The sequence below is a fragment of the Xylophilus sp. Leaf220 genome (genome assembly GCF_001421705.1).
Classification (GTDB): Bacteria; Pseudomonadota; Gammaproteobacteria; order Burkholderiales; family Burkholderiaceae_C; genus Xylophilus.
Window position 1 is genome coordinate 45,219 of sequence record NZ_LMKO01000028.1, and the last position, 17,158, is coordinate 62,376.

The window sequence follows — 17,158 nt, forward strand, 5'->3', positions numbered from 1 at the left end:
CGCGTCAGAAGGTTGCATGCGTACAACAAATGTGACCATTTGCATCCAATCTACATAGTGGGTGCGTAACGTCGGGGGTACCCAGCTCCGTCCCTGCCCCCATGAGCCGATCCGCAGCTTCGCTTCCACCCGCGCCGATGCAGCCCGCCGACGGCGACCCGGACGCCGACTTCACCGTGCTGGTCGTGGAAGACCAGAAATCCGTCCGCCATGCCCTGGTGGCCAACCTGCGTACCGCCGGGGTGGCCAACATCATGGAAGCGGCCGGCAGTGCCGAAGCGGTGGACCTGTTCCGCACCCGACGGCCGGACATGGTGCTGCTCGACGTGGTGCTGCCGGAAAACGACGGCTACTGGGTAGCCCAGCAGATGCGGCAGACCGAGGCGGGCGGCGAGTGGACGCCGATCATCTTCCTCTCGTCGCTCGACAGCGACCTCGATCTCTGGCGCGGCATCGAGTCGGGCGGCGACGACTACCTCACCAAGCCGGTCAAGCCGGTGGTGCTGCTGGCCAAGCTGCGCGCGATGCGCCGTCTTCTCGACATGCGCCGGCGCCTGACCGCCCTGTCGGACGAGCTGCACAACGCGAACCGCTGGCTCAACACGATGGTCGAGCGCGACGCGCTGACCGGGCTGGTCAACCGGCGCGGCCTCGACCGGCTGCTGCACCAGGAGATCGCCGCCGGGCGGCGCGACGGCCTGCCGCTGACGGTGATGCTCTGCGACCTGGACTACTTCAAGCTCTACAACGACCGCCTGGGCCACCTGAGCGGCGACGCCTGCCTGCGCCAGGTGGGGCACCTGCTGCAGCAGGTATGCATGCGGCCGCGCGACATCGCGGCCCGCTACGGCGGCGAGGAGTTCGCGCTGATCCTGCCCAACACGCCCCGCTCCGGCGCCATGACATTCGCCCGGGCGCTGGCGCAGTTGTTGCGCAGCCAGGAAATCGCCCATCCCGCCTCGCCCATGGGCCCGCGCCTGACGCTTTCGGGCGGCATCACCACCTGCGTGCCCGACGCCCTGACCAGCGCCGAGAGCATGCTGATGCGGGCCGACGAGGCGCTCTACGCCGCCAAGGCCCAGGGCCGCAACCGCTTCTTCAGCTTCGAGATCCAGATGGACACGGTGGAGCAGCGGCTCGGGTGATGCGGCGGGCCCGCCCTGCGGGCCATTCTCAGGAGAAAAATAGCCAGGGCCGGCCTGGATCGCCGACCGTATGCTATTGATTCGATAGCATCAGAGCGCTGCGAGTAGACCGCGGGCATGGCGGTAGGCCGGCTGCGCCTGCAGCGCATCCCACCCCGGTGCCGGGGCCGCCGGCAGCAGCGCCCGGCGCCGGGCCTCCGATGCGGCGCTGGCGGTCGCGCTCCCGGCGCACAGCGCCTGGCGCACGCCGTCGATCAGCGCATCCACCCCGGCGCCGTCGCCCAGGCTCTGGTTGCAGAGCAGCGCCAGGTCGCAGCCGGCGCCGAGCGCGGCCAGCGCCGCCTCGGCGTGGCTCACCAGCCGGCCCTCGATACGGCGGGCGCCTTCCATGCTCAGGTCGTCGCTGAAGACGGCGCCCTGGAAGCCCAGGCGCGCCCGCAGCACCTCCTGCAGCCAGATGCGCGAGAAGCCTGCCGGCCGCGCATCGACCTTCGGGTAGATGACATGCGCCGGCATCACCGCGGCGAGGCTGGCCGACAGCCACGCGTAGGGCGCGGCGTCGTCGGCCAGCAGCGTGTCGAGGCTGCGGCGGTCGACGGGGATGTCGGTGTGCGAGTCGGCCCGCACCTTGCCGTGCCCGGGAAAGTGCTTGCCGCAGTGGGCCATGCCGGCCCGCAGCATGCCGTGGGCCAGCGCCTGGGCGAGCGCCGCCACCACCCGCGCATCGCGGTGGAAGGCACGGTCGCCGATCACCCCGCTCGCGCCGTGGTCCAGGTCGAGCACCGGGGCGAAGCTGAAGTCGATGCCGCAGGCGCGCAACTCGGCGGCCAGCACCTGGCCGGCGGCGGTGGCGGCGTTCAGCGCGTGCATGGCGCCGCTGCCCGCCGCGCCGCGGCCGTCGTGCATCCAGGCGGCGCCCAGCGCCCGCATCGGCGGCAGGTGGGTGAAACCGTCCTGCCGGAAGCGTTGCACCCGGCCGCCCTCGTGGTCGATGCAGACCAGCAGGTCGGGCCGCACGGCCTTGATCTCGGTCGAGAGCGCGGTGATCTGCGCCCGGCTCTCCCAGTTGCGGCTGAAGTAGATCAGCCCGCCGACCAGCGGATCGGACAGCCGGCGCCGGTCGTCGGCGTTGAGCGCCGTGCCGGCGATGTCGATGATCAGGGGCGCGTAGGCGGTCTCGGCAGCGGTCATGGGGGCGTTCGGGATGCGGGGGCAGGACGCGCGTCAGGCGTCGGTCTCGACCACCACGAAGGTGGCGGCGTAGTCGGTCTCGTCGGTCACGGTGACGTGGGCGCGCAGGCCGCGCTCGGCGCACCAGGTCTTCAAGGCGCCGTGCAGCACGATGGTCGGCCGGCCGCCGGGCAGGTTGAGGATCTCGCACAGGCGCCACGACATCGGCGACACCATGCCCAGGCCGATCGCCTTGCTGAAGGCTTCCTTGGCCGAGAAACGGGTGGCCAGGTAGCGCACGCCGCGCTCGGGCCAGCGTGCGCTGCGGGCCCGCCAGACGGCCAGTTCGTCCTCCCCCAGCACCCGCTCGGCGAAGCGGTCGCCGTGGCGGCCCAGGCTGGCGCGGATGCGCCGCACGTCGCAGATGTCGGTGCCGATGCCGTAGATCATGGTTTCATAAGCCCAACAGGCCTCCAGCCGGCGCTGCACGCCGGCCTCTAGCTATCAATTCAGGAGTGACCAGTCGTGGAGCCGTCGGCGATGGCCTGCCGGTAGGCCTGCACCGTGGCGGCATAGCCCAGCTCCAGCGCATCGGCGATCAGGGCATGGCCGATCGAGACTTCCAGCAGGCCCGGCACGCCGCGCACGAAGGCCGGCAGGTTGTCGCGGTTCAGGTCGTGGCCGGCGTTGACGCCCAGGCCCGCGTCCAGCGCGGCCTGGGCAGCGGCGCGGTAGCGCTCCAGCTCGGCGGCGGCGCGGTCGGTGCCCCACGCGGCGGCGTAGGGCTCGGTGTAGAGCTCGACCCGGTCGGCGCCTACTGCGCGGGCCGCGGCCATCTGCTCGGGAAGCGGGTCCATGAAGAGGCTGACACGCACGCCCAGCGCACGGCATTCGGCGATCAGGGGCGCCAGGCGCTCGGCGTCCTGCGGAAAGCTCCAGCCGTGGTCGCTGGTGAACTGGTCCTCGCTGTCGGGCACGAAGGTGGCCTGCTGCGGTCGCACACGGCGGATGAAATCCATCAGGTTCTGCGACGGGTTGCCTTCCATGTTGAATTCGCGGCCCGGCCATGCCTGCATCAGCTCGGCCAGTTCGTACACGTCGCCCGCCCGGATGTGGCGCTCGTCCGGCCGGGGGTGCACCGTGATGCCCTGTGCGCCGGCCTCCAGGCACAGCCCGGCGGCCCGGGTCACGCTGGGAATGCCCAGGTGCCGGGTGTTGCGCACCAGCGCGACCTTGTTGACGTTGACCGACAGCGCGGTGGCGTGCGGACGGGCGGTGGCGAAGGGGGTGGCGGTCGCGTCGGTCATAGGGCTTGCAGGTCCATCATCATCTGGCGGGTGCGCAGGGTGGTCACGCCGCAATGGTAGTGGAGCAGGTGGCGCAGCTGCGGCTTCAGCTCGGCGGCGGCATCGGCCGCGGCGCGCAGGGTGGCGGTGAAGGCGTCGTCCGCGTCCAGGCTGCGGTGCAGGCCCTGCCACTGCGCGCCCGAAAGCGACACCCGGTCGTCGTCGTGCGCCACCCGCAGCCCGCCTTCGGCGACCAGCACGTAGCGCTCGTCCGGCACCAGGGGCCGCTGCGTCGCCGTCTCCCGGTCGAGCGACGGCAGGAATCCCACCTCGCGCAGCAGCCGCAGCTCGAAGGCCCGCAGCACCGGCTGCAGCGCCTCGCCATGCTGCGAGGCCAGCACCCGCACCACCGCCGCGTAGGCATCGAACAGCGCCGGATGTGCATCGTCGCGCGCCAGCAGGCGGATCAGCAGCTCGTTCAGGTAATAGCCCGACAGCAGCGCATCGCCCGTCGGCATCACATGCCCGCCGGCCCACTCGGCCCCGCGCAGCGTGTGGATCTCGGCGCCCTCCCCCGGCGACAGCGTCCAGGTCAGCCGCAGCGGCTGCAGCGGTAGCAGCACCGGCCGAAAGTTGGACGTCGGCTTCTTCGCCCCCTTCGCCACCAGCGCCACCCGCCCGTGCGACCGGCTGAACACATCCAGGATCAGGCTGGACTCGCTCCAGGCGTACTGGTGCAGCACGAACCCCGGCTCGTCACCGACCCGCTTGAGCGCCATATCCAGCGATGAGAAACGCCGCGCGCCCGCCCTTCAAGCGAGCGCAGCGAATCGCCCGCCTCAGGGTGCCGGCGATCCGGCTTTGCCGGGCGCCCAGCACCGCCCCCGGCAGGGGGTAGGCGAAGACGCGCAGCGCGCAGCCTGGGGGCGAGCCCATCCCAGGGTGCCGGCGATCCGGCTTCGCCGGTCGCCCAGCACCGCCCCCGGAAGGGGGTAGGCGAAGACGCGAAGCGCGAAGCCTGGGGGAGATCTCACTCATACCCAAACGACCGCACCCGCGCCTCGTCGTCCGCCCAGCCCGAGCGCACCTTGACCCACAGCTCGATGAACACCTTGCAGTCCATCAGCTTCTCCAGTTCCTGGCGCGCCTCGGTGCCGATGCGCTTCAGCCGCTCGCCCTTGTCGCCGATCACCATCGCCTTGTGGCCGTCGCGCTCGACCACGATGGTGGCGGCGATGCGCAGCATCCGGCCGTGGGTCTTGCTCTTTTCTTCGTCGAACTTGTCGATGATGACGGTCGAGGTGTAGGGCAGCTCGTCGCCGGTGAAGCGGAACAGTTTCTCGCGCACCGTCTCGCTGGCCAGGAATTTCTCGCTGCGGTCGGTCAGCTCTTCCGGCGAGTAGAACCAACCCTGCTGCGGCAGATACTTGGCGCAGATGCCGAACAGCCGCTCGATGTCGCCCTTGTTCTTGGCCGACATCGGGACGAACTCGGCGAACGGGTGGCGCTCCTGCATGCCCTTCAACCACGGCGGCATCTCGGCGCGGCGCAGCACGCTGTCCAGCTTGTTGGCGATCAGCAGCGCCGGAATGCCGGGCTTGAGCAGCGACAGCACCTTGGCATCGGCCAGGGTGAAGCTGCCCGCCTCGACCACGAACAGCACCAGGTCCACGTCGCCGATGGCGCCCAGCACCGTCTTGTTGAGCGACTTGTTCAGTGCGGTGCCGTGCCGGGTCTGGAATCCGGGCGTGTCGACGAAGATGAACTGCGTCTCCTCGCGGGTCTTGATGCCGGTGATGCGGTGGCGCGTGGTCTGCGCCTTGCGCGAGGTGATGCTGATCTTCTGGCCGACCAGCGCGTTCAGCAGCGTCGACTTGCCCACGTTGGGCTTGCCGACGATGGCGATCACGCCGCAGCGCTGGGACGCGACCGGCACGTCGGTCGCCACCACGCCCGGGCGGGCGGCGGCCAGCATCGCGCCGAGCGGATCGGCATCGGCCGGCGAGGCCGCAGGGGCGGCTCCGGGCGCGGCAGAGCTTGCAGGGACTGCGCCCAGGGCATCGGGTGCGGCCGCAGGCGGCTCCACGCCACCGTGTGCAGCACTATTGTCGGTAGCGTCGTTGTTCATGGTTTTTTCGTTTTCAGGTAAGCGAGCATCGCGGCCGCGGCCGCCTGCTCGGCGGCGCGGCGGGAGCCGCCGATGCCGCGCTCGGCATGGCCGAGTTCGACGATCTCGCACTCGACGTCGAAGGTCTGGAGATGGGCAGCGCCCAGGGTCGCCACCACGCGGTAGCCGGGCAACTTCATTTTGCGACCCTGCAGCCACTCCTGCAACTCGGTCTTCGGGTCCTTGCTGGCCGCCGGCATGTGCGGCGCGATGTCGATCTTGGCGAAGAGCCGGTGCACCAGCGCCTCGGCGGCGTCGAAGCCGGCGTCGCGGTAGACCGCGCCGATCAGCGCCTCGACCGTGTCGGCCAGGATCGACGGCCGCCGCTGGCCGCCCGAGCGGGCCTCGCCCTCGCCCAGCCGCAGCACCGGCGGCAGGCCCAGGTCGAGCGCGATCTGGTGCAGGGTTTCCTGGCGGACCAGGTTGGCCCGCACCCGCGACAGGTCGCCTTCGGACAAGGTGCCCAGGCGGCCGTAGATCAGGTCGGAAATCGCGAGGTTGAGGACCGAGTCGCCCAGGAACTCCAGCCGTTCGTAGTGGTCGCTGGAGAAGCTGCGGTGCGTCACCGCCCGCAGCAGCAGCTGGGGATCGTCGAAGCGGTGCTGCAGCCGGTTCTGGAGGGCGGTGACTTCCGCGTTAAGGGGAGCCGCCACCTACTTCGTCTGGCCGGTGTAGTCGAGCACCAGCGATGCCGGACCGGCCAGGTGGATCTTGCGCTGGTAGGCGAAGGACACGCGGTAGTTGTCGCCGCTGCGGGCGATCGTCAGGTCCTTTCCGCCGATCGACGAGAAGTCGTCGATCGCCTGGTAGCGGTCGAAGGCGCTGCGGATCTGCTCGACCGAGCCTTCCTTGCTGGCCTTGTCGGCGGCGCGCTTGATCGCCTGGTACTCGATCACGGTCGGGACGACGCCCATCACGACGATGGCCACGCAGCCGATGATCACGGCCGTCAGGAACAGGCCGACGATGCCCATGCCGCGCTGGCGTTTCGCAGACGGATGCTGGTGTTTCATGGAATTTCTCCGCATGTCGAAAAAAGAAGAGAGAACGGGGACCGGCACGTTCAGTCGAAGCTGCCGATGCGCTTGAGCGGATTGCTGAAGTTCATCCAGATGAAGAACGCGCGGCCGACGATGTTCTTGTCGGGCACGAACCCCCAGTAGCGCGAATCGAGCGAGTTGTCGCGGTTGTCGCCCATCACGAAGTACTGGCCTGCCGGTACCTTGCAGGTGACGCCTTCCACCGTGTAGCGGCAGAGGTCGCGGCCTTCGAAGTTGGACGCACCGGGCACGTAGGCCGGCCGGTCTTCGTCGATCAGGATGCGGTGCTTGTGGGTGCCCAGCTGCTCCTCCCACTGCTTGAAATAGCGCATCGTGTCCTCTTCGAAGAAGTCGGGCACCGCGTTGGTTTCCACCGGCTTGCCGTTGATGGTCAGCCGCTTGTTCAGGTAGGCGACCTCGTCGCCCGGCAAGCCCACCACCCGCTTGATGTAGTCCATGCTGGGCTGCGGCGGATAGCGGAACACCATCACGTCGCCACGGGCCGGCGGCGTGCCGTCGGTGAGCTTGACGTTGGCGACCGGCAGCCGGATGCCGTAGGTGAACTTGTTGACCAGGATCAGGTCGCCGATCAGCAGCGTCGGGATCATCGAGCCCGACGGGATCTTGAACGGCTCGAACAGGAATGAGCGCAGCAGGAACACGATGGCGATCACCGGGAACAGTCCGGCGGTCCAGTCGAGCCACCAGGGCTGCATCAGGATGCGGGCACGCGCCTGCTCCAGGTCGGCATCCTCGGCTCCGTCGACCTTGCGGATGCCCTGGCGGGTGAGTTCTTCGCGGCGGGCTGCGGCCGATGCGGCAAGGGCGTCGGCGGCCGCGCGCCGGCGGCGGGCGAACACCAGCCGGTCGGCGATCCAAAAGGCGCCGGTGACCAGGGTCGCCAGCAGCATCAGCAAGGCGAAGTTGCCTTCGATGGCACCGAAGTACCAGGCGCCCACGTAGGCCACGAAGGCGGCCAGGACGAAAGAGGTGAGGATCTGCATGAATCGGTCTCGGTCTCGGTATCGCGGGGGTCAGTCTTCTACCTGGAGGATGGCGAGGAAGGCCTCTTGCGGCACCTCGACCGAGCCGATCTGCTTCATCCGCTTCTTGCCCGCCTTTTGTTTTTCGAGCAGCTTGCGCTTGCGCGACACGTCGCCGCCGTAACATTTTGCCAGCACGTTCTTGCGCAGTGCCTTGATGGTCTCGCGGGCGATGATGTTGGCGCCGATGGCGGCCTGGATCGCCACGTCGTACATCTGGCGGCTGATGATCTCGCGCATCTTGGCGACCACCGCGCGGCCGCGGTACTGGCTCTGGCTGCGGTGCACGATGATCGACAGCGCATCGACCTTCTCGCCGTTGAGCAGGATGTCGACCTTCACCACGTCGGAGGCGCGGTACTCCTTGAACTCGTAGTCCATCGAGGCATAGCCGCGCGACACCGATTTGAGCTTGTCGAAGAAGTCGAGCACGATCTCGCCCAGGGGCATCTCGTAGGTCAGCATGACCTGGCGGCCGTGGTAGGCCATGTTCATCTGCACGCCGCGCTTCAGGTTGGCCAGCGTCATCACCGGGCCGACGTACTCCTGCGGCATATAGAGGTGCACCGTGACGATCGGCTCGCGGATTTCTTCCAGCCGGCCCTGGTCGGGCATCTTCGACGGGTTCTCGACCATGACGATCTCGCCGTCGGCCCGCACCACCTGGTAGACCACGCTGGGCGCGGTGGTGATCAGGTCCTGGTCGAACTCTCGCTCGAGCCGCTCCTGCACGATCTCCATGTGCAGCAGGCCCAGGAAGCCGCAGCGAAAGCCGAAGCCCAGCGCCTGCGACACCTCGGGTTCGTAGTGCAGCGACGCGTCGTTGAGCTTGAGCTTCTCCAGCGCGTCGCGCAGCGAGTCGTACTCGCTCGCCTCGGTCGGGTAGAGGCCGGCGAAGACCTGCGGCTGGATCTCCTTGAAGCCCGGCAGCGCCTCGGTGGCGGGGCCCGCGTTGTTGGGCAGCTTTTTCTCGAGCGTGATCGTGTCGCCGACCTTGGCGGCCTGCAGTTCCTTGATGCCCGCGATGATGTAGCCCACCTGCCCGGCCTCGAGCGAATCGCGCGGCAGGTTGGCCGGCGTGAACACGCCCAGGTTGTCGGCGTTGTAGACGGTGCCGGTCGCCATCATCTTGAAGCGCTCGCCCTTGCCCAGGCGGCCGTCGACGACGCGCACCAGCATCACCACGCCCACGTAGGGATCGAACCAGCTGTCGACGATCATCGCGCGCAGCGGGCCGTCGGGGTTGCCGCGCGGGGCCGGCACCTTGGCGACGATCGCCTCGAGGATCTCGTCGATGCCCATGCCGGTCTTGGCCGAGCACGGAATCGCGTCGGTCGCGTCGATGCCGATCACGTCCTCGATCTCGGCCTTCGCGTTGTCGGGATCGGCGTTGGGCAGGTCCATCTTGTTGAGGACCGGCACCACGTCCACGCCGAGGTCGAGCGCGGTGTAGCAGTTGGCCACCGTCTGCGCTTCCACGCCCTGCGACGCATCGACCACCAGCAGTGCGCCTTCGCATGCGGAGAGCGAACGCGAGACCTCGTACGAGAAGTCGACGTGGCCCGGCGTGTCGATCAGGTTGAGGTTGTAGACCTGCCCGTCACGCGCCTTGTAGTGCAGTGCCGCGGTCTGCGCCTTGATGGTTATCCCACGCTCTTTTTCGATGTCCATCGAGTCCAGAACCTGGGCTTCCATCTGGCGTTCTTCCAAGCCGCCGCAGCGCTGGATCAGCCGGTCGGCGAGCGTCGATTTGCCATGGTCGATGTGCGCAATGATCGAAAAATTTCTGATGTTCTTCATCAACGGGAACAGTTAAGTGATTGAATTTATTCGGCCCGGACAAAGAAAAAAGGGCGCGTTGATTGGCAACGCGCCCTGAACCAACAATCTATGGCAACTGCGATAGTTGGGACTTCATTGTAGGCAAAAAGGCCAGAACGCACAGCGCAAAAACCGGGAGGAAGGAACGTTGCCGGGGGGCAACGCAAAAATCTATTCACAAGTTATTCACAATTTGCACTACCGCACATCTGAACAACTTGTGGGCGATCTGTGGATCGCCTGTGCACCGTTTGCCATTCCTGGGAATGCGGGGCTTTCGTCCTGCCCTCGGCCGGTGCCGGTGCAAAAGACGCACTATTTTACCCAATCGGACCACCGGGATTTACCTAAAAAACGCCGGCAGTCCGCCCTAATCCCGTGTCGAGTCAGGGGCTGATCGGTCAGCGCGCCGGCCGGATCAGGGCGTACTGGGCCCATTCGCCGCGCCGGACGAGCACGCTCACCGGCTTGGTCTTGTCGGCCTTCGCGACCGCGGCCTCGAATTCCTTGACGCCGGTCACCTCGATGTTGGCCACCGCCACGATCACGTCGCCCTCCTTCAGGCCGGCCCGTGCGGCGCCTTCGGTCGCGGTATCGACGCGGACGCCGCCCTTGAGCTTCAGCTCCTTCTTCTGCACCGGGGTGAGCTCGCTCACGCCCAGGCCCAGGCCCTTGCCGGCGTTGGAAGTGGGCCGCGCCTCTTCCTTCTCGACCGGCTTGCGGGCGGGCTGGTCGGGCTCGATCTCGGCGATGGTGATCGTCAGGTCGCGGGTGGCGCCCCGGCGGAAGACGGTGGCGGTGCTCTTGGTGCCCGGCTTGGTGCTGCCGACCAGCCGCGGCAGGTCGCTGGTGCGCTCGATCGTCTTGCCGTCGAACCGGGTGATGATGTCGCCCGCCTCGATGCCCGCCTTCTCGGCCGGCGAGCCGGTCTCGACACCGCGCACCAGCGCGCCCTGCGGCTTGCCCAGGCCGATCGCCTCGGCCACGTCCTTGGTGACCGGCTCGATCTGCACGCCGATGCGGCCGCGCGACACCCGGCCGCTCTGGCGCAGCTGCTCGCTGACGTTGATCGCCTCGTCGATCGGGATCGAGAACGAGATGCCCATGAACCCGCCGGAGCGCGAATAGATCTGGCTGTTGATGCCGACCACCTCGCCCCGCATGTTGATCAGCGGCCCGCCCGAGTTGCCGGGGTTGATCGCCACGTCGGTCTGGATGAACGGCAGGTAGTCTCCGGTGTCGCGCTGCTTGGCGCTGACGATGCCGGCGGTCACGCTGTTCTCCAGGCCGAAAGGAGAGCCGATCGCCATCACCCATTCGCCCACCCGCAGGCGGCTCAGGTCGCCCACCTTGACAGCCGGCAGGCCGGTGGCCTCGATCTTGACCACGGCCACGTCGGTGCGCTTGTCGGCGCCGACGATCTTGGCCTTGAACTCGCGCTTGTCGGTGAGGGTGACGATCACCTCGTCGGCGCCGTCGACCACATGGGCGTTGGTCATCACGAAACCGTCGCCGGTGAGGATGAAGCCCGAGCCGACGCCGCGCGGCTGCTCCTCGCCCTGTTGCGGCCGCTGCCCGCGCGGGCCGTTGCCGCCGCGGGGGCCGTTGGGCATCGGGATGCCGAAGCGCTTGAAGAACTCGAGCATCTGCTCGTCCATCGCGTCCTCGCCACCGCCGGTGCGCGGGGTGGCCTTTTCCAGCGTGCGGATATTGACGACCGACGGGCCGACCATGTCCACCAGGTCGGTGAAGTCGGGCAGGGAACGCTGGCCGATCGGTGCGGATTGGGCCACTGCGGGCACCACCGGTGCGGCCGCGCCGACCATCGCCAGCGCCACGGCACCCGCCAGGGCACGCACTCTCAGATCACGCCCACCAAACTGCAGCATAGAAACCTTTCTTGGGGCCGGCCGACATCGGCAGACCGGGTACAACGATACGCATCTGAAAAAAAACGGAACGGAAGGTTCCGTTTGCAAGCAGCCGCTTCGAAAACCGGCGCCAGGACCCGCATTGGCCGACGCCCGAGCGGAAGGCCGATCTCAGCGCCTGCGCTCCAGCGACTGGACCATCGTCTGCAGCGTCTGCAACGGCACCTCGCCCACCGCCGTCACCCACCAGTCGCCCGAGACCCGGCGCGACAGCATCTGCGTCACGCCCACCGCCATCTGCGACTCGGCACGCGGCTGGGCGCCGTAGGGTTCGATGAACAGTGATACCGTGGCCAGGCCGTCGGAGAAGACCCACTGCACCGTGTTGGTCTTGGTCGGCGCGGATCGGCGCAGGCAATTCAGCGGTCTGAAGCCGGCCACGGGCTGGGCCAGAGCCCAGCCCTCGGCTTCGGCGGTGGTGCGGGTGACGTCCAGCTTCTCGACCTTGTAGTCGCCGGTGTTGGACATCATCCGAACGATCTTGTCCATCGGCACCGGCGCGTCGAGTTGCAGCTCGGAGAACGCCGCCTGCTCCAGCACCCGGCCGGTCCCGTCCAGTGTCTGCAGTTGCACCGTCAGGCCGGACGCCTTGTCCATCCAGAGCCGGTAGCCGTAGCGCGATGCGTCGCGCGGCTGCACCTGCACCACCTCTGTGTCCATTCCGGCCACCCGCTGGCTGCCGAGCGGCCGGGCACCGTAGGATTCGCGCACCGCCGCGTCGCCGACGCGCAGGAGATTGGGGAATAGGCCGAAGGAATCGCGCCGCTCGGAGCGCGCCACATGCAGCTCGGGCAGGAAGGTCACGACCTCGTCGTTGCGGCGGAAGCTTGAGCGCGGTGCGCCGGTCAGCGACTCGATCCGCTCGACCCGCTGCTCGCCCTTGCAGGCATGCCAGATGCGCGAGCTCGACAAGGCCCCGTTCGCCGACAACACGACCAGCGTGCCGGCGTAGGTGCGGTTCTTGGACGCCTCGTGCGTGCGGACCAGCCACGGTAGCACGTCGACCTCGGCTGCCGCAGGCGGTGCAGGCGCAGGCGCCGCCGGAGCCGACTGGCTGGAAGGACCGACTTCCGCAGCGGCGGGCGCCGCGGCAAAAGCGGCCGGCCAGTACGTTGCCGCCAGGCAGGCCACTGCCCAGCCAGCCCTTCGGACCACGCGACGCGACATCACGGCAGACGGGTTACGCACAGGTCGCGGTCAACGGTTGGCGCCTTCGAAACTGGCATTGCGCACGAAACCGGGAGGCGATTGCAGCACCGAGCCGGCGGTCGCCTGGCCATGCGCGGCCAGGAACTCGTCCAGCCGGGGATTGCGGAGCATGACCTGGGGCGTATCGCTGCCGGCCACCATGACGGGTACCGTCGCCGCGAACGGCGCGCCGCGGCCGGTCGATGCACCCGCGGGCGCGACAGAAGCCGACACCCGTTGCACCGCCCCTGCACCGTCGGCAGATACCGCGGGCGGCGCGGCGGCCAGTACCGCTTCAGCCCCGGTGCCGCCGAGGCCTGCGAAAGAACTCCAGCCGATGGCGGCAACCGCTGCGAGCGAGGCGAAGCCGGCGACCGCCTTCCAGCGGAACACGTCGGAATTCGCGGCCTGCTGCGCGACCGCCGCGCGGATCGGCGTCACGCGCGCTGCCTCTTCGACCGCCTGCACGCGAACCACGGCCGCCTCGGGCACTTCGACCAGGTGCGGCAGGGGTTCGGAAGCCAGCCGGGTTTGCAGGCGGGCCACGAAATCCATGTCCGCGGCGCCACGGGCCAGGTCGGGCGAACGCAGCACGTCGCCGATGACGTGGTAGGCATGCCACTGCGTCTGCGCCTCGGCGTCATGTGTGAGCCAATCGACGGTCTGGCCGAATTCCTCGCCATGCAATGCACCGTCGGCCAGGGCGGACAGCCGGTCGAAATCGTGGGAGATCTGGTTCATGGAATCACCTATGTCACAGCATGGGCGCAATCGCGACGGGCACGCATTGCAGCAAAAATATCTCTACCACCGCTTGCCGGAACGATTTTCCAGCAGCGGCTTGACCTTGGCCGATATGGCTTCGCGGGCCCGGAAGATCCGCGACCGCACCGTGCCGATCGGGCACTGCATCACTTCAGCGATTTCTTCGTAGCTCATGCCTTCGATCTCGCGCAGCGTGACCGCCTGCCGCAAATCCTCGGGCAAGGACGCCATCGCCGCATTGACCGTCGCCGCGATTTCCTTGGCGGCCAATATCGTTTCGGGTGTCTCTTCGCTGGTTAGTTCATTGTCGATGAAGGAAGTTTCGTCGTCGTCGCCTCCGGAGCGCATCGCGTTTTCGGAAATCACCGGGTTGCGACGCATGTCGACCAGCGCCTTCTTGGCGGTATTGACCGCGATCCGATAGAGCCAGGTGTAGAACTGCGCGTCGCCGCGGAACTGGTGCAGCGCGCGGTAGGCGCGGATGAAGGTTTCCTGGGCGATGTCCTCGACCAAGTCGCTGTCGCGCACCATCCGGCCGATCAGCCGCTCGATCCGCCGCTGGTACTTGACCACCAGCAGGCCATAGGCGCGTTGGTCGCCCGCGACGGTGCGCTCGACCAGCATGAGGTCGGTATCGGCCGCGGTGGGCGCGGGAAGCTGGACGGGCTCGGTCATCGCGCCACCGCCGGGCCTTCGACCGGAGTAGCGCCCGAACCGTCGGCGCAATGGAGGGCACAGCGCAGCAGGTGCCACTGCGCCGGCCTGGCCGGCCTGCGCTCGAGCCAGAGCCACACGGCCCGCCCTTGCGCAGGGGCGAACCGCACCAGCAGCTGGCTCTGGAGATCGAGATGCAACCGGGCGACGCCTTCGGGTAAGCCGGCCATCGGAGGGGTCGACTCCCAGCGCCAGTGCTGGCCGTCCCACCCCAGTTCTCCGACCGACGCGCCACGCCACGCCAGGAACGCCCATAGCGTCGCGACACCCCAGCAGCCGAACGCGACCAGATGCAAAGCGTCCGGTTGCGGCGAAGCGGCCCACCAAGCCGACAGCACAGCCAGCTCCAGTGCGCACAGCCCGGCCAGCCACGCAGCCACGCGGTACGACCGCGTCACCGGATAGCGAACCGCGGGCGCAGCGTGCATGAAAGGAAAACCTGTGCGCTCAACCTACGCCGTCAGACCAGTCGCTTGAACACCAACGAACCGTTGGTGCCGCCAAAACCGAAATTGTTCTTCAGCGCCACGTCGATCTTCATGTCCCGGGCCGTGTTGGCGCAGTAGTCCAGATCGCACTCCGGGTCCTGGTTGAAGATGTTGATGGTGGGCGGCGCTTTCTGGTGGTAGATCGCCAACGCGGTGAAGACGCTCTCGATGCCGCCCGCGCCGCCCAGCAGGTGGCCGGTCATCGACTTGGTGGAGTTGACCACCGTCTTGTAGGCATGGTCGCTCAATGCGGCCTTGATCGCGTTGGTTTCGTTCAGGTCGCCGATCTGCGTCGAGGTGCCGTGGGCGTTGACGTAGTCGATCTGGTCGGCATTCACGCCAGCGTTGTCGAGTGCGATCTGGATCGCACGGCGCGGACCGCCCACGTCCGGCGAGGTGATGTGGTAGGCGTCGCCGCTCATGCCGAAGCCGGCCAGCTCCGCGTAGATGCGGGCGCCGCGAGCCTTGGCATGCTCGTACTCCTCGAGCACCATGACGCCGCCGCCTTCGCCCAGCACGAAGCCGTCGCGGTCCTTGTCCCAGGGCCGCGAGGCGGTCTTGGGATCGTCGTTGCGGGTCGACAGCGCACGCGGCGCGGTGAAGCCGCCCACGCCCAGCGGCGATACCGTCGCTTCGGCACCGCCGGCGATCATCACGTCGGCATCGCCGTACTCGATCATCCGGGCCGACAGGCCGATGGCGTGGAGCCCGGTCGTGCAGGCGGTGACCACCGCCACGTTGGGGCCCTTGAAACCGAACTTGATCGACACGTGGCCCGAGATCATGTTGATGATCGAGGCCGGAACGAAGAAGGGAGAGACCCGGCGCGGGCCGCGTGCAACCAGTTCGGCATGGGTGTTCTCGATCAGCGGAAGACCGCCGATGCCCGAACCGATGTTGCATCCGATCCGGAAGGCGGTTTCGTCCTTCAGCGCATCGCCGGTGGGCAGGCCGCTGTCCTGTACCGCCTGGATCGCGGCTGCGAGTCCCAGGTGGATGAAGCGGTCCATGTGCCGGGCTTCCTTCTCGGGGATGTAGTCCGCGATGTTGAAGCCCTTGACCTCGCCCGCGAACTTGCAGGTGAAGGCCGCGGCATCGAATTGGGTGATGAAGTCGATACCGGACTGGCCGGCAAGGAGGTTGGTCCAGGAATCAGCCACCGTGTTACCCACGGGGGTGACGCATCCCAGTCCGGTCACGACGACGCGGCGACGGCTCATGCGCAAAAACCTTTGCTTGTCTTAGGAGATAAGTCGGGGCAGGATGCCCGCGGGCCGATCAGGCCTTCTGGTGCGTGTTCGCGTAGTCGATCGCGTTCTGCACCGTGGTGATCTTCTCGGCGTCCTCGTCGGGGATCTCGATGCCGAATTCGTCTTCGAGGGCCATCACCAGTTCGACGGTGTCGAGGGAGTCGGCGCCCAGGTCGGCCACGAAAGCCTTTTCGTTGGTGACTTGGGATTCTTCAACGCCCAGTTGCTCGGCAATGATCTTTTTGACGCGTGCTTCGATATCGCTCATGTTTCCCTCTGAGGGTAGTAAATAGTGAATCGGGGATTTTAGCCCGCGGGACCTTGCGGCCCGCCGGGCTGCCGACCCCATGGACGGCGGGGAACTCTTCTGCGACCGGGCAGGTCAGCCCATGTACATGCCGCCATTGACATGCAATTCCTGGCCGGTGACGTAGGCCGCCTGCGGGCTCGTCAGGTAGGACACCGCGTGCGCCACGTCGGCCGGCTTGCCCAGGCGGCCCAGCGGGATCTGGCCCAGCAGCGCCTTCTGCTGCGCTTCGGGCAGCGACGCGGTCATGTCGGTGTCGATGAAGCCGGGGGCCACGCAATTGACCGTGATGTTACGCGAGCCCAGCTCGCGGGCCAGGGCACGGGTCATGCCGGCAAGGCCGGCCTTGGCGGCCGCGTAGTTGGCCTGGCCGGGATTGCCGGCCGCGCCCACCACGCTGGTGATGCTCACGATGCGGCCGTACCGCTGCTTCATCATCGGCCGGATCACGGCGCGCGACAGGCGGAACACCGCCTTCAGGTTGGTGTCGATCACCGCGTCCCAGTCGTCGTCCTTCAGGCGCATGACGAGCTGGTCGCGGGTGATGCCGGCGTTGTTGACCAGGATCTGCAGGCCGCCGTGCTCGGCGACGATCGCATCGACCAGGGTGTTGACGGCGTCGCCATCGGTCACGTCGATCCGGTAGCCCTTGCCGCCGTGGGCGGCGAGCGCGTGGCCGATCTTGGCGGCACCCTCGTCGCTGGTGGCGGTGCCGATGACCTTGACGCCCTTGCCGGCAAGATCGGCGGCGATGGCGGCGCCAATGCCGCGGGTGGCGCCGGTGACCAGGGCCACCTGGCCGGCTAATGCAATTTCAGACATTCGGTTCTTTTCTGTGGGTCG

Annotated in this window: 18 protein-coding genes; 1 reads left to right on the forward strand and 17 read right to left on the reverse strand. The window is 67.8% G+C overall.

Features of this window, described 5'->3' with window-relative positions:
* The first annotated feature begins 137 nt into the window (after positions 1-137).
* Positions 138-1,145 carry a diguanylate cyclase gene (locus ASE76_RS19435; protein ID WP_055843424.1) on the forward strand — a complete coding sequence of 336 codons (1,008 nt, stop codon included), beginning with the start codon at positions 138-140 and terminating at the stop codon, positions 1,143-1,145.
* Positions 1,146-1,235: 90 nt separating this feature from the next.
* Here the strand turns inward: ASE76_RS19435 and nagZ are convergent, their stop codons facing one another.
* From nagZ to fabG, 17 genes are all read right to left on the reverse strand, one after another.
* A complete protein-coding gene (nagZ, locus tag ASE76_RS19440) occupies positions 1,236-2,336 on the reverse strand; it encodes a beta-N-acetylhexosaminidase (RefSeq protein ID WP_055843426.1) in 1,101 nt (366 codons plus the stop codon).
* 33 nt (positions 2,337-2,369) lie between these two features.
* Positions 2,370-2,765, reverse strand: a complete 396-nt coding sequence (acpS, locus tag ASE76_RS19445; RefSeq protein WP_055843428.1) for a holo-ACP synthase — start codon at positions 2,763-2,765, stop codon at positions 2,370-2,372.
* A 59-nt stretch (positions 2,766-2,824) separates the two neighbouring features.
* Positions 2,825-3,622 (reverse strand): pyridoxine 5'-phosphate synthase, encoded by a 798-nt coding sequence (locus ASE76_RS19450; protein ID WP_055843430.1) that lies wholly within the window; start codon positions 3,620-3,622, stop codon positions 2,825-2,827.
* The gene (gene recO / locus ASE76_RS19455; protein ID WP_055843432.1) at positions 3,619-4,380 is read right to left on the reverse strand and encodes a DNA repair protein RecO; all 762 of its coding nucleotides are present in this window, start codon (positions 4,378-4,380) and stop codon (positions 3,619-3,621) included. The genes ASE76_RS19450 and recO overlap by 4 nt, the downstream gene beginning before the upstream one ends.
* A 251-nt stretch (positions 4,381-4,631) precedes the next feature.
* Positions 4,632-5,576, reverse strand: a complete 945-nt coding sequence (gene era, locus ASE76_RS19460; protein WP_082448752.1) for a GTPase Era — start codon at positions 5,574-5,576, stop codon at positions 4,632-4,634.
* A 149-nt stretch (positions 5,577-5,725) separates the two neighbouring features.
* Positions 5,726-6,421, reverse strand: a complete 696-nt coding sequence (gene rnc, locus ASE76_RS19465; RefSeq protein WP_055843434.1) for a ribonuclease III — start codon at positions 6,419-6,421, stop codon at positions 5,726-5,728.
* Entirely contained in the window at positions 6,422-6,781 is a 360-nt protein-coding gene (locus tag ASE76_RS19470; RefSeq protein WP_156362931.1) for a DUF4845 domain-containing protein, read from the reverse strand.
* Positions 6,782-6,831: 50 nt separating this feature from the next.
* On the reverse strand, positions 6,832-7,812 hold the full coding sequence (lepB, locus tag ASE76_RS19475) for a signal peptidase I (RefSeq protein ID WP_055843438.1): 981 nt from the start codon (positions 7,810-7,812) through the stop codon (positions 6,832-6,834).
* Between the two features lie 30 nt (positions 7,813-7,842).
* A complete protein-coding gene (lepA, locus tag ASE76_RS19480; protein ID WP_055843439.1) occupies positions 7,843-9,651 on the reverse strand; it encodes a translation elongation factor 4 in 1,809 nt (602 codons plus the stop codon).
* Between the two features lie 422 nt (positions 9,652-10,073).
* Positions 10,074-11,561 (reverse strand): DegQ family serine endoprotease, encoded by a 1,488-nt coding sequence (locus ASE76_RS19485; protein WP_055843442.1) that lies wholly within the window; start codon positions 11,559-11,561, stop codon positions 10,074-10,076.
* Positions 11,562-11,714: 153 nt separating this feature from the next.
* A complete protein-coding gene (locus ASE76_RS19490; protein ID WP_055843444.1) occupies positions 11,715-12,770 on the reverse strand; it encodes a MucB/RseB C-terminal domain-containing protein in 1,056 nt (351 codons plus the stop codon).
* 30 nt (positions 12,771-12,800) lie between these two features.
* Complete coding sequence (locus ASE76_RS19495; protein WP_055843447.1) at positions 12,801-13,532, reverse strand: sigma-E factor negative regulatory protein; 732 nt, start codon at positions 13,530-13,532, stop codon at positions 12,801-12,803.
* Between the two features lie 63 nt (positions 13,533-13,595).
* A complete protein-coding gene (gene rpoE / locus ASE76_RS19500) occupies positions 13,596-14,231 on the reverse strand; it encodes an RNA polymerase sigma factor RpoE (protein ID WP_055843449.1) in 636 nt (211 codons plus the stop codon).
* Positions 14,228-14,698 (reverse strand): hypothetical protein, encoded by a 471-nt coding sequence (locus tag ASE76_RS19505; RefSeq protein WP_055843451.1) that lies wholly within the window; start codon positions 14,696-14,698, stop codon positions 14,228-14,230. Before ASE76_RS19505 ends, rpoE begins: the two co-directional genes overlap by 4 nt.
* Before the next feature lie 32 nt (positions 14,699-14,730).
* Positions 14,731-15,978 carry a beta-ketoacyl-ACP synthase II gene (gene fabF / locus ASE76_RS19510; protein WP_055843454.1) on the reverse strand — a complete coding sequence of 416 codons (1,248 nt, stop codon included), beginning with the start codon at positions 15,976-15,978 and terminating at the stop codon, positions 14,731-14,733.
* 58 nt (positions 15,979-16,036) lie between these two features.
* The gene (gene acpP / locus ASE76_RS19515) at positions 16,037-16,276 is read right to left on the reverse strand and encodes an acyl carrier protein (RefSeq protein WP_003058049.1); all 240 of its coding nucleotides are present in this window, start codon (positions 16,274-16,276) and stop codon (positions 16,037-16,039) included.
* 114 nt (positions 16,277-16,390) lie between these two features.
* Positions 16,391-17,137, reverse strand: a complete 747-nt coding sequence (fabG, locus tag ASE76_RS19520) for a 3-oxoacyl-ACP reductase FabG (protein ID WP_055843456.1) — start codon at positions 17,135-17,137, stop codon at positions 16,391-16,393.
* Positions 17,138-17,158 lie beyond the last annotated feature (21 nt).